The 12,740-nt window shown below is 36.6% G+C and carries 16 protein-coding genes; 5 read left to right on the forward strand and 11 right to left on the reverse strand.

The genetic code is table 11. From position 1 onward, the window contains the following. Positions 1-25 precede the first annotated feature (25 nt). Both DV356_RS04900 and folE read right to left on the reverse strand, forming a co-directional pair. Complete coding sequence (locus tag DV356_RS04900) at positions 26-292, reverse strand: YcgL domain-containing protein (protein WP_163470725.1); 267 nt, start codon at positions 290-292, stop codon at positions 26-28. A 60-nt stretch (positions 293-352) separates the two neighbouring features. Then, entirely contained in the window at positions 353-1,009 is a 657-nt protein-coding gene (folE, locus tag DV356_RS04905; RefSeq protein WP_005652750.1) for a GTP cyclohydrolase I FolE, read from the reverse strand. A gap of 137 nt (positions 1,010-1,146) precedes the next feature. Here folE and moeA point away from each other — a divergent pair, with 137 nt between their 5' ends. The 3 genes from moeA to DV356_RS04920 all read left to right on the forward strand — a co-directional run bounded on the left by moeA (position 1,147) and on the right by DV356_RS04920 (position 3,485). Then, entirely contained in the window at positions 1,147-2,361 is a 1,215-nt protein-coding gene (gene moeA / locus DV356_RS04910) for a molybdopterin molybdotransferase MoeA (protein ID WP_005652753.1), read from the forward strand. Between the two features lie 3 nt (positions 2,362-2,364). After that, entirely contained in the window at positions 2,365-3,096 is a 732-nt protein-coding gene (moeB, locus tag DV356_RS04915; RefSeq protein WP_005652755.1) for a molybdopterin-synthase adenylyltransferase MoeB, read from the forward strand. Positions 3,097-3,161: 65 nt separating this feature from the next. Beyond that, positions 3,162-3,485, forward strand: a complete 324-nt coding sequence (locus tag DV356_RS04920) for an HI1450 family dsDNA-mimic protein (RefSeq protein WP_005628170.1) — start codon at positions 3,162-3,164, stop codon at positions 3,483-3,485. 176 nt (positions 3,486-3,661) lie between these two features. Here DV356_RS04920 and DV356_RS04925 read toward each other — a convergent pair whose 3' ends face one another. The 3 genes from DV356_RS04925 to msrAB are packed head-to-tail and all read right to left on the reverse strand — an operon-like array spanning position 3,662 to position 5,889. Further along, positions 3,662-4,132: a redoxin domain-containing protein gene (locus DV356_RS04925; protein ID WP_005652758.1), complete on the reverse strand. Its 471-nt coding sequence runs from the start codon at positions 4,130-4,132 to the stop codon at positions 3,662-3,664. A 42-nt stretch (positions 4,133-4,174) separates the two neighbouring features. Then, positions 4,175-4,816: a cytochrome c biogenesis protein CcdA gene (locus DV356_RS04930; protein WP_021035258.1), complete on the reverse strand. Its 642-nt coding sequence runs from the start codon at positions 4,814-4,816 to the stop codon at positions 4,175-4,177. Positions 4,817-4,827: 11 nt separating this feature from the next. Further along, positions 4,828-5,889, reverse strand: a complete 1,062-nt coding sequence (gene msrAB, locus DV356_RS04935) for a bifunctional peptide-methionine (S)-S-oxide reductase MsrA/peptide-methionine (R)-S-oxide reductase MsrB (protein WP_011962126.1) — start codon at positions 5,887-5,889, stop codon at positions 4,828-4,830. A gap of 174 nt (positions 5,890-6,063) precedes the next feature. Between msrAB and DV356_RS04940 the strand changes: the two genes are divergently transcribed. After that, positions 6,064-6,927: a DMT family transporter gene (locus DV356_RS04940; protein ID WP_005656592.1), complete on the forward strand. Its 864-nt coding sequence runs from the start codon at positions 6,064-6,066 to the stop codon at positions 6,925-6,927. Between the two features lie 94 nt (positions 6,928-7,021). Here DV356_RS04940 and DV356_RS04945 read toward each other — a convergent pair whose 3' ends face one another. From DV356_RS04945 to DV356_RS09850, 3 genes are all read right to left on the reverse strand, one after another. Continuing rightward, complete coding sequence (locus DV356_RS04945; protein ID WP_005650423.1) at positions 7,022-7,195, reverse strand: zf-HC2 domain-containing protein; 174 nt, start codon at positions 7,193-7,195, stop codon at positions 7,022-7,024. Positions 7,196-7,204: 9 nt separating this feature from the next. Continuing rightward, positions 7,205-7,750 (reverse strand): sigma-70 family RNA polymerase sigma factor, encoded by a 546-nt coding sequence (locus tag DV356_RS04950; RefSeq protein WP_032826894.1) that lies wholly within the window; start codon positions 7,748-7,750, stop codon positions 7,205-7,207. A gap of 534 nt (positions 7,751-8,284) precedes the next feature. Continuing rightward, positions 8,285-8,422: a hypothetical protein gene (locus DV356_RS09850; RefSeq protein ID WP_192882158.1), complete on the reverse strand. Its 138-nt coding sequence runs from the start codon at positions 8,420-8,422 to the stop codon at positions 8,285-8,287. A gap of 224 nt (positions 8,423-8,646) precedes the next feature. On the opposite strand from DV356_RS09850, the gene tdeA reads away from it, so the two are divergent. After that, positions 8,647-10,011, forward strand: a complete 1,365-nt coding sequence (tdeA, locus tag DV356_RS04965) for a toxin/drug exporter TdeA (RefSeq protein WP_005650416.1) — start codon at positions 8,647-8,649, stop codon at positions 10,009-10,011. 77 nt (positions 10,012-10,088) lie between these two features. On the opposite strand, the gene DV356_RS04970 is transcribed toward tdeA, so the two are convergent. The 3 genes from DV356_RS04970 to glmM form a co-directional block, all read right to left on the reverse strand. After that, entirely contained in the window at positions 10,089-10,631 is a 543-nt protein-coding gene (locus DV356_RS04970) for a ribonuclease E domain-containing protein (RefSeq protein ID WP_005650415.1), read from the reverse strand. 213 nt (positions 10,632-10,844) lie between these two features. Next, positions 10,845-11,339 (reverse strand): phosphohistidine phosphatase SixA, encoded by a 495-nt coding sequence (gene sixA / locus DV356_RS04975; RefSeq protein WP_005650414.1) that lies wholly within the window; start codon positions 11,337-11,339, stop codon positions 10,845-10,847. 58 nt (positions 11,340-11,397) lie between these two features. Continuing rightward, positions 11,398-12,735, reverse strand: a complete 1,338-nt coding sequence (glmM, locus tag DV356_RS04980) for a phosphoglucosamine mutase (RefSeq protein WP_005694655.1) — start codon at positions 12,733-12,735, stop codon at positions 11,398-11,400. Positions 12,736-12,740 lie beyond the last annotated feature (5 nt).

A 12,740-nucleotide genomic window follows, 5' to 3' on the forward strand; every position in this document is an offset into this window, starting at 1 on the left:
TTTTTTTATCTTATAAATAGACAAATTATTTGATCTCACTCAAGCTATTAAATAAACCATCATCTTGTTTTGCTATTTGTAAGTAAAATCCTTGGTGTTTAATTGTTTCCAATACTTCATTACAATCTACATTGTGTAGTGCTTTACGCCCAAGCAGATTAAACATCATCACTAATTCTGGTTTACCAAAATGTTCGAGTAAAACACTGGGAACTAAAGAAAAATCCTCTCTATTAGCAACATAAAGGTAACTTCCTAACTTCTTTTTACTTTTATAAATGGCACATAGCATATTTGATTTCCCGAAATAAAAATCCGCACATTTTACGTGCGGATTACAATTTATCATTTCCTATTTTTGAACTGTGGCTAAAAATTCTTTACGAGTATCTCTATCTTCTAAGAATACGCCACCATAAGCAGATGTGACAGTATAACTATTTGTATCTCTAATACCACGTGCTTTCACGCAAAAATGGGTCGCTTTCACATATACCGCAACATCATCTGTCTCAAGAATGGTTTGAAATGCTGTCAAAAGTTGCTCAGTTAAGCGTTCTTGAACCTGTGGACGTTGCGCAAAAAACGAGACAATTCGATTAATTTTAGAAAGACCAATCACCCAATCTTTTGGATAGTATGCCACACAAACTTTACCATCAATCGTCACAAAATGATGTTCACAAGTGCTTGTTAGCGTAATGTCATTCACTTGTACCATTTCGCTGACTTTCATTTGATTTTTGATTTTTGTCATCTTTGGAAAATTCGCATAATCCATTCCACTAAAAATCTCATCAATAAACATTTTAGCTAAACGATTTGGCGTTTCTTCTAAACTATCATCTCGCAAATCTAATCCAATCAGCTTCATTACTTCATGCATGTGTTTTGCAATGCTTTCTCGACGTTCATTTTTAACCTGTGTTGGATCAATCATGGGTGTCTCAATACCTTTTTCAATCAAGGCATTTCTTACATTCAGTGCATCCAGTGAAATTTTGCTCATAATAGTCTTTCCTAAAAAAATAATCGGCTATTCTAGCAAAGGATAATAGGATGGTAAAATGAGAAAAATTGCAAATTTGAATGAATTAGGCTTTAGATATAGAATAGCTGACAAATTTTATCAAATAAGGATTTTCTATGCTTACATTGGATCAAGCTCGCTCGAAAATGCTTGAACAGATTCCCTTCCCGACTCAAACTGAATACCTAAATTTACAAGAAACCGCCAATCGAATTTGTGCAGAAGATATTGTTTCGCCTATCAATGTTCCCTCTTTCGATAACTCAGCAATGGATGGTTATGCTGTACGTTTATCGGATTTACAACAATCTTTAACCCTTTCAGTGGCAGGGAAATCTTTTGCAGGTAATCCATTCCAAGAAGAATGGCCATCAAAAAGTGCGGTCAGAATTATGACTGGTGCGATGATTCCTGAAGGCACAGATGCAGTGATAATGCAAGAGCAAGTAACACTCAATGAAGACGGCACCATTACTTTTAGTGAATTGCCTAAACCAAATCAAAACATCCGTCGTATTGGTGAAGATGTAAAGAAAGGCGATGTCGTATTAGAACAAGGTGCACCGCTCACCCCTGTTTCCTTGCCATTATTAGCCTCTCTAGGCATTGCAGAAGTAAAATGCTATCGTCAATTAAAAGTCGGTGTACTCTCAACTGGCGATGAACTTGTCGAAGTCGGCAAACCATTACAAAGCGGGCAAATCTATGACACTAACCGTTTCACCGTAAAATTATTACTCGAAAAACTACACTGTGAAGTCATTGATTTAGGACTATTACCTGATAACGAAGCTGAATTTGAAAAAGCATTTATTGTCGCACAAAGCCAAGCCGATTTAGTGATTACTAGTGGCGGTGTTTCCGTTGGTGAAGCGGATTTCACTAAAGCAGTATTGGAAAAAGTAGGCAAAGTAAATTTCTGGAAAATTGCAATCAAACCAGGCAAACCATTCGCTTTTGGTAAATTAGAAAATGCTTGGTTCTGTGGTTTACCCGGCAATCCTGTTTCCGCATTAGTGACATTTTATCAACTTGTACAGCCACTCATTGCTAAACTGCAAGGCCAAAAACAATGGAAAAAACCACCGCACTTTTCAGCCATTGCCACAATGAATTTGAAAAAAGCACCTGGACGTTTAGATTTCCAACGAGGTTTTTATTACATCAATGAACAAGGCCAAATTGAAGTGCAACCTGTGGGATTCCAAGGCTCTCATCTCTTTAGCGCTTTTGTAAAAAGCAACTGTTTTATCGTTTTAGAACAAGAACGTGGCAATGTCTCTGCCGGTGAAACGGTGACGATTGAGCCTTTCAATCATTTATTAGGATAAAAAATGATCGAACTTAGTCACGAAGAAGAATTGCGTTATAACCGTCAAATTATTCTTAAAAGTATAGATTTTGACGGGCAAGAAAAACTTAAAGCAAGCAAAATGCTGATCGTTGGGCTTGGTGGCTTAGGATGTGCAGCCAGCCAATATCTCGCAGCAGCAGGTGTTGGAAATTTAACTCTGTTAGATTTCGATACAGTTTCGCTTTCTAATCTTCAACGACAAGTCTTGCATTGCGATGCTCGCTTGAATATGCCCAAAGTGGAGTCAGCTAAAATTGCACTCAAGCAAATCAATCCACATATAAACATAGAGACGATTAATGCGAAGTTAGACGAAGAAAAACTGGCTGAAATCATTCCGCACTTTGATATTGTTTTAGATTGTACAGACAATGTGGAAATCCGTAATCAATTGGATCGCCAATGTAATCATGCAAAAATTCCTCTTATTTCTGGTGCCGCAATTCGGATGGAAGGTCAGGTTTCCGTTTTCACTTATGAACCAAATACGCCCACTTATCGTGATCTCAGTAAATTATTCGGACAAAATGTATTAAGCTGTGTGGAGGCTGGCGTGCTTGCACCAATCGTCGGCATTGTGGGCTGCATTCAAGCCTTAGAAGCAATTAAAGTGCGGTTAAAAATCGGTAAGAATTTGTGTGGACGCTTATTGATGATTGACGGTTTTTCGATGAATATTCGAGAAATTAAACTTCCAACCAATATGGAATAAAACGCTTCAAAAGAGAAAAAATTTAACCGCACTTTTATTAACCATAACCTTTACGACAAAACATTATGACAACAGAAATTAAAAAACTTGATCCCGATACAGCCATTGATATTGCTTACGATATTTTCTTAGAAATGGCTGGAGAAAATTTAGATCCTGCTGATATTCTTTTATTCAACCTACAATTTGAAGAACGCGGTGGTGTGGAATTTGTTGAAACCGCCGATGATTGGGAAGAAGAAATTGGTGTACTAATTGACCCAGAAGAATACGCTGAAGTGTGGGTGGGCTTAGTCAATGAACAAGATGAAATGGATGATGTCTTTGCTAAATTCTTAATTTCTCACCGAGAAGAAGATCGCGAATTTCACGTTATTTGGAAAAAGTAACGATAACGTAAAAATAAAAAACTATTATACAAGCAATAAAATCATACCGCTTATAATATAGTTTTTTATCAATCTACCAATGCTCAATGTTCAAATGCCAATCTTAGATACTTTGTCTCTTTACTCTGTAAAAATGGAATATAAAAAGCGGCTTAAAAATAAGCCGCTTGTCATCGTTATTTTTCAGCAAACACTCGAATTTGCTCTGCACCTAAATGTCCTGGTACGGTTTTTTTCAGGTTTAAATCACTATCTAAAAAGAGATTGAACGGATAGCCTCGCACTCTTGCTTTATCAATGATTTCGCCTTTTTCATCTAAAAGCACCGTGATATTTTTATATTCCAATCCCTTGTACCACTCAATAAAATCAGCGGTGTCTTTTTCGCCTTTGTGATCGGGCGAAACGATGGTAATCACTTCAAAATTACGATCTTTTTCCGCACTTAAATCATCAATTTCAGCTAATCCAGCCAAGCAAATCGGACACCAAGATGCCCACATTTTTACATACACAGGTTTGCCTTTATATTGGCTTAAAGTAACTGGCTGATTATTTAAATCTTTGAGTTGCACATCCGCCAAATTAGTTTGTGCGAAAGCGTTTAGGCTGAATGCCATTAGAAATATTGATAGTAGTTTTTTCATTGCTTTTTTCCTTTTATAAATTTCTTTTGTTGAGGTTATGTTTTACGAAAAATTATTCGTAATTAATAAAATACCCATCACGATAATTAAAATTCCGCCACCGATTTTAAATTTGTCTAAGTGTTTATTTAACCCTTTGGCACGTTTGAGCAAGCTGTCAGATAAGAACGAAAACAGTACAAACGGGGTCGCAAGCCCTAAGACATAAACAAACATCATTGATGCACCGTAAAGTGCAGAGCCTTCATCGCCTGATAAAGCTAACACGGAAGCCAGAATCGGGCCAATACAAGGCGTCCAACCAAGACTAAAGGTTAAACCAAGGACAAATGCCTCAAGTGCGGTTGATTTTCCTGATGTTTTTATTTCCACCAATTTCGTGCGTTCCAACAAACCAATTTTGAAAATGCCAAGTTGATGAATACCTAAAATAATAACAATAATCCCTGCAATAATACGTGTGGTATTGCTAAATAAAATATTCCCTAAAAAGCCAAAACTAAAGCCTAAACTGACAAATGTAAGGGAAAGCCCTAAAATAAATAAAAAAGTATTTAGGACTTTTTTACCGCCTTTACTCAAAATACCAAAATAAATTGGAATAATCGGGAAAATACAAGGCGAAAGAAAAGAAGCAAGCCCAGCTAAAAATACAGTTCCAATAAGGAGTTGCTGATCTAACATCCTACATCTCCTTATTTTTTAATGGATTGAATCAAATATCCGTATCCTGCCTTTTCCATTTCAGCTAACGGAATAAATTTAATTGATGCACTGTTAATGCAATAACGCAAACCGCCTTTATCTTTCGGGCCGTCGTCAAAAACGTGTCCTAAATGGGCATTGCCCGCACGACTTAACACTTCGGTACGTTGCATATTGAAGCTATTGTCGGTTTCATAATGCACCACATCTTTAATGATCGGTTTCGTAAAACTTGGCCAGCCACAACCTGATTCAAATTTATCATTTGAAGAGAAAACAGGCTCGCCTGTAGTGACATCAACATAAATACCGGGTTGGAAGTTATCCCAATATTCGTTACTAAAAGAGCGTTCAGTATGTTTATTTTGAGTAACGGAATATTGCAACGGTGTCAATTTCGCTTTAAGTTCTGCATCACTCGGTTTCGGATAATCTTTTTCATCAATCACAGGTTCATCTGCTTTGGTAATATCAATATGGCAATAACCATTTGGATTTTTCTTCAAATAATCTTGATGATATTCTTCCGCTACGATGTAATTTTTAATCGGTTGTACCTCAACTTGCACTGGTTTTTTATATTTGGTTTGAAGCTGGGCGAGAGCTTGTTCGATCACTGCTTTATCTGCCCCATCTTGATAATAAATCCCTGTGCGATATTGTCTGCCACGGTCGTTACCTTGTTTGTTTACACTCGTTGGATCAATCACTTTAAAATAATATTTAAGCAATTTATCTAACGAAATTTGGTTTGCATCGTAAGTGACTTTTACCGTTTCTGCGTGATCGGTTAGCCCAATCATATGATAACTGGTTTTCCCCGTATTACCATTGGCATAGCCAGAAATCGCATCTTTCACACCGTGAATACGCTCCATATATGCTTCCATACCCCAAAAACAGCCACCAGCAAGATAAATTTCTCGAATGTTTTGTGTATTTTCCATTGCCATTTTTTGTTCTCCAGATGATGATGTTGAATTTTGTATTGCTAAAGTTGGTGCTGCACAGCAAAGTGCGGTAATAAATAGAAATGTTTTTGATAGTTTCATTGCTTTTCCTTATGATGTAAAAATTAACGTTACATAAGGTTAGACGGCGGATAATTCGATTTCTTACAGATTTTTGCAAAATTTTTAAAGAAATTGATTAAAATCCATTGTTATAACCAATAATAAAGCGTTAAGATGCCCAATCTCCCCCTCTTTTCTAAGGTAAAAATCTATATGCAATCACATTCCATTCCTTCACTTTATCACAAAGCGATTAGTTTTATGGTATCAGCGTACTTTTCCATTACCTTGATGAATGTATTTGTCAAAACGGCTTCTCAAACAATCCCTGCAAGTGAAACCTTATTTTCACGCTTTTTAATCGGCTTGCTTTTCTTACTTCCTTTTGTGATTAAAGATCGCGATTTTAAAGTGGATACTCGTCAATGGAAATTTTTAATCCTGCGTAATGCCGCGGGTGTATCGAATATGTTGATTAACTTTTATGTCGTGAAGTTCTTACCGCTTTCCATCGCTGTCTTATTGATGAATACCTCTGCCCTATTTATCCCGATTTTATTGCTTTTTTTCCATCAAAAAACACCGCTTAATGTGCTTTTATGTAGCTTAATCGGTTTTCTTGGCGTTTCCATTATTTTACTCACCAATCACAATGGCAATGTTGATCCTATTTATGTGCTGATTGGATTATCTGGTGCTGTATTAGCGGGAATGGCATTTATTGGCTTACAAGAATTAAACAAATACAACACACCAAAAAATATCGTATTTTATTTTCATCTGATTGGTACGTTCATGTTACCAGTCTTCTTTATTAACCAATGGAAAATCCCTAATTTATACGAGCTTGGCTTATTACTATTGGTGGGCGGTTTCGGATTGATTTTCCAATTATTACTCACGCGCGCTTTTAAATACGCACCCGCCAATATCATTACTCCTTTTGCTTTCACTGGCGTGGTTTTCTCTAGCGTTTTCGACTGGCTCTTTTGGCATCATACGCCTAACCTCTATTTTTGGCTCGGTGCAGTTATAATTGTGGGCGCAGTGAGTTTATTGGCGAAGCTGAAGAAATAAAACCTTTGAGATTACAAAATGCCGTATGGATAAGTTAGAAATACCGCTATAAAGTGCGGTCAAAATAGCGGATTTTTTAATACTTTCATCACTCTTAATGTGAATCTTTAAATTTCTTCATCATCATACTTAAGGTTTTGCAATTTCTTTGAAAACGACGACAACGCGAGCACATAGCTAAATGCACTTTTAGCCCTACTTTTTCTTGTATATCTAATGAACGTTCGTGCGATTCGGAAATCATTCGAGTGGCTTGGCGACAACGCATAATTTTCTCCTAAAGTTTTTTTGAAAGACAGTTTTGCAACTGTAAACGAGCCCGATAAAGGGTGGTATGTAAATTAGACGAAGTTAAATGCGTTTCTTGACAAATTTCTTCAGATGAAAGATCTAAAAATTCTCGCATCATAAAAACTTTTGCCTGTTTGGCGGGTAAACAAGTCAAACAAGTTTCAAAAATCAGCCAAAATTCATCGGAATACACAGTTTCTTCTTCGCCTTGTAATTCACTCGGGTAATATTCTGGTTTCCAATGCCCCTTTTCATCAAAAAATGAATTATTGGTATTTTCATCTTCAAGTTCACTTTCTAAAACAAACCGCCCTTTCTGACGTAAATAATCAATAATCTTATTTTTAAGAATCGCAAAAATCCAAGTTTTAAATGCAGATTGATGCTTAAAATTATCAAGATTTTTGAATGCACTTAAAAAGGCTTCTTGTACTAAATCTTCGGCAAGATCAGCTTGATTTACTTGCAATTGTGCAAATGTCAGCATTTGAGTGCGAATTTGCTGAAGCTCAAGATCAGAAATAACATTCATTTTAACTCCTTTAAAACTTATGTAAGAAATGAAACCCACTTCCTTTAATAAACTAAGGTAGCTATTTTTACACTCAAAAAAGGAAATTTAAAATGAAAAATTTTATATTGAATCTATTTTGCGAAGTTAGGAAAAAATCAGGTGTTTAAGAAAAGAATAATTGATACCGCTTTTTAACGTGATATTTGCTTGGTGTGTAGCCGACACCAATTGCCACCGCAGCGGATGCCATAACCGCCCACCGCTGCAGAAAAACTCGCTTTTCCAACGACTTGAGGTAACACTAAACCAGAAAGGGCGTTAGCCGCCGCTAAACCACGTTCTAATTTGCTGTCTAATTTCCCTAATTTGCCATTTAACTCGTTAAAGCCTGATTGGAAATTTTACTATTAATTGTATTATCCTTTAAATTACCAATGATCAGGCTATACGCCCCAAGCTCTTTAATGCCGTAATTCGTACTAATTGAATTGTTACTCGCCGCAAAGGCTTGAGAAGAGATCAGCAAACTGCTGATAAGCTAAGATGTCGTGGTTAGCTTGACAGATGAAAAGAAAAGATTAACGTTGCTTGCTTGCTTGCTTGCTTGCTTGCTTGCTTGCTTGCTTGCTTGCTTGCTTGCTTGCTTGCTTGCTTGCTTGCTTGCTTGCTTGCAGAATTGTAATAAAACATATTATATCCTCCTAGGATAAAACAAAAAAGAAGCGTGACTTTACGTTAAATAAATTGATGTAAAGGAAATACAAATTTTTTCGTGCAAATTCCAATATTTAACTTTAAAATACTTGCCTCTGAACAAACATTCATTATAAATAAAAGTCACAATATTTATTTTATAAATAAAAAAGTGCGGTTAAAATCATCCGCACTTTTTAGTTCGTAGAAAGGAAAATTCAATGTTTAAAATGAAAAATATCACGCTTGCTTTGTTGATGTCTAGTGCATTAGTGGGATGTGCCAATATTGGCGATTCTTATCAAGCAAGCCTTGAAGATTACAAGCAATATGAAGAAATTACCAAGCAATATAATGTAAAAGAAAATTGGTGGTCGTTATATGATGATGCGCAATTAAATCGCGTAGTAGAACAAGCATTAATAAACAACAAAGATTTAGCTAAAGCAGCCGTGGCGGTAAACCGTGCGCTTTACAGTGCAAATTTAGTGGGCGCAAATTTAGTGCCTGCATTTAATGGTTCAACTTCATCAGCAGCACAACGCCGAGTTGATATCAGTACAAACTCTGCCATTTCACACAAAGGTTCTTTAAATGTGAGCTATACATTAGATCTGTGGCAACGTTTGGCCAATACTGTTGATGCGGCGGAATGGTCGCACAAAGCAACTGCAGAAGATATGGAATCGGCTCGTTTATCATTAATCAATTCTGTAGTAACAACTTATTATCAAATTGCTTATTTAAATGATGCAATTAGCACAACCAACGAAACGATCAAATATTACACGGATATTGGCAATATTATGCAAACGCGTTTAGCGCAAGGCGTGGCTGATGCAGCCAGCGTTGATCAAGCACAACAAGCCATATTAACGGCGCGTAATAACAAATTAAATTTTGAAACCCAACGCAAAACAGCAGAACAAACACTGCGTAATCTTCTCAACCTAAAACCAAATGAAGCATTAAATATCACGTTCCCACATATTATGAATGTGAAAACGGCAGGCGTAAACTTAAACGTGCCTGTGTCTGTAATTGCAAATCGTCCTGATGTAAAAGCTGCACAATTCCGTTTAAGTAGTGCATTCAAAAATGCCAAAGCAACTCAAAAAAGTTGGTTCCCTGAAGTTAATTTAGGTGGAAGTCTATCTTCAACAGCAAGCACGGTTGGCACGGCGTTACATAACCCTGTGGCTGCTGGCACAGTAGGAATTAGCCTACCGTTCTTAAATTGGAACACCGTAAAATGGAACGTTAAAATTTCTGAAGCTGACTATGAAACAGCTCGTTTAAATTACGAACAACGTATTACCACAGCTCTCAATAATGTGGATACCAACTACTTTGCCTTTACCCAAGCGCAAAGTACATTAAGTAATTTACAGCAAACCCATAGTTACAATCAGCGTATCACGCAATATTATCGAAATCGCTATAATGCAGGCGTATCCGAATTGCGCGAATGGTTAGTTGCAGCCAATACGGAAAAATCATCACAACTTGCGATTTTGAATGCAAAATATCAAGTGCTGCAAAGTGAAAATGCGGTATATAGCTCAATGGCGGGATATTATTTGTAAAAATCAAATTGGATTAATCTATAAAAAATCCCTGTTAAATTTCTTTAACAGGGATTTTGTTATTTAAATTAAACCTATTATTTTGTCGCTTCTTTCACTGCATCTACTGCTTGAGTTGCTTTTTCTGAAACCGCCTCTTTCATTTCACTTGTTTTTTCTGACGCTGCTTCTTTCATTTCACTTGCTTTTTCTGACGCTGCTTCTTTCATTTCGCCTACTTTTTCTGATGCTGCTTCTTTCATCTCACTTGCTTTTTCTGACGCTGCTTCTTTCATCTCACTTGCTTTTTCTGAAACCGCCTCTTTTATTTCAGTTGCTTTTTCTGAAACCGCCTCTTTTATTTCAGTTGCTTTTTCTGATGCTGCTTCTGTTGCTGATTTAATTACTTCTTTCGCATCTTCCACTGTCTCTGCTGCTTTATTTTTCACGTCTGTAGAAAGCTGCTGTGCTTTTTCCTTTACTTCAGTCATTGTATTAGCTGCAGCATCTTTTGTTTCTGATGCGACTGATGCTACAGTTTGTTTCGTATCCTCAACTTTTTGTTTTGCTTCTTGCTTATCAAAACAACCTGTCACGGCTAAAGCTGAACCTAAAACCAATGCTAATGTTAATTTTTTCATTATTTTCTCCATAGAATAATTTGATTATTACAAAGCCCTATTACTTTGATGCAGTTTAGTTTACGGGAATTTTCATAAAAAGAAAAACAATAATAGTAAAACTTTACCTTTCTTTAAAAAGATTACTTTATAAAACAACATCTAAGATGTTGATTTTTAATAGATTATATAAAAAACCAATAAAAATTTTATTTTTTGTAAAAAAAGAATAGTTTATTTTAAATAAATTACAGGAGATGCTTGATGCATCAATATTTCTGATTTATTACCATCCCATAATAATTGAGCAATAGTTGCAGGATAAAATGATATTGGATTTCGTTTTCCATACAGTTCAGCAACAATTTCTCCCACTAAGGGCAAATGGGAAACAATCAATACAGATTTAACGCCCTCGTCTTTTAGCACTTCTAAATAATCAATGACGCAATGCGCATGGCCATAAGGCGTAATCCCCTCCCAAATTTCAAATTTATTTTCTAATTCCAAATCAAACGCTTGATTAACTTGATGAAAGGTTTCTTGAGCTCTGACATAAGGGCTCACTAAAATACGGTCTAGTGAATTAATTACTAGCGTGCTTAAATGCTGTTTTAACCACTGCCCTTGTAAAAAAGCCTGTTTAGAACCATAAACAGTTAAATGGCGAGCTTTATCACTATTAGCCATTACTTCCGCTTCGCCGTGACGCATAATAAAAATGTTCATTTTGCTTTCCTAAAAACTTTATAAAAATAAACCGCACTTTACTAAGTGCGGTCAAAAATTAATTAATTTTTTTCACAGCTTCTGCAATTTCTTCTGCACATTGTTGTGCAAGTTCAGCATCTTGGCATTCCACCATAACGCGAATAAGTGGTTCCGTACCCGATTTACGCAATAAAATACGACCTTTACCTTCTAAACGTTTTTCAACCTCTGCGGCAACAGATTTTACAGCGTCACTTTCAAGTGGATTTTCCCCACCCGCAAAACGTACATTGATTAACACTTGAGGGAATAATTTAACCGCACTTGCTAATTCATTTAAGGATAATTTATGCTGTGCCATCGCCGCCAATACAGCTAATGATGCAACAATGCCATCTCCCGTTGTATTTTTATCTGCAATGATAATATGACCTGAATTTTCGCCACCAAGCGTCCAATCATTTTCAACCATTTTTTCCAATACATAACGGTCGCCCACGTTTGCACGTAAGAAAGGAACGCCAAGCATTTTCAACGCAATCTCTAAGCTCATATTACTCATTAATGTGCCAACGACACCGCCTTTTAATTGACCTGAGCGCAATGCTTCACGAGCAATAATAAAGAGAATTTGGTCGCCATCGACTTTATTTCCTAAATGATCGACCATCATAATGCGGTCACCATCTCCATCATAAGCCAAACCAACATCAGCTTTCGTTTCAACAACTTTAGCTTGCAATGCTGTTACATCCGTTGCACCACATTTTTCATTAATATTCAAACCATTTGGATCCGTACCAATTTCAATGACTTCCGCACCAAGTTCTCTTAGTACATTAGGGGCAATATGGTAGGTTGCACCATTTGCACAATCTACCACGATTTTATAACCCTCCAAGCCTAAATGAGCGGGGAATGTGCCTTTACAAAACTCAATATAGCGTCCTGCTGCATCATTAATACGGCTTGCTTTACCTAATTCAGCAGATTCTACGCAATCCATCGGTTGCTCTAACATTGCTTCAATGGCTTCTTCAATTTCATCAGGTAATTTAGTGCCTTTTGCTGAAAAGAATTTAATCCCATTATCATAATAAGGATTATGAGAGGCTGAGATCACGATACCTGCTTCAGCTCGGAAAGTTCTGGTTAAATAAGCAATTGCAGGTGTCGGCATAGGGCCAGTAAATGCAGCAGATAACCCCGCAGCGGCTAAACCTGCTTCGAGGGCTGATTCCAACATATATCCAGAAATTCGGGTATCTTTACCGATTAAAACCATTTTAGAACCTTGAGAAGCCAATACTTTTCCTGCAGCCCAGCCTAATTTTAATGCGAAATCTGGTGTAATTGGGTAAGCACCTACTTTTCCACGTACACCATCTGTTCCAAAATATTTACGATTTGCCATAATAA

The sequence above is a fragment of the Haemophilus influenzae genome, assembly GCF_003494325.1.
In the GTDB taxonomy this organism is placed as follows: domain Bacteria; phylum Pseudomonadota; class Gammaproteobacteria; order Enterobacterales; family Pasteurellaceae; genus Haemophilus; species Haemophilus influenzae_I.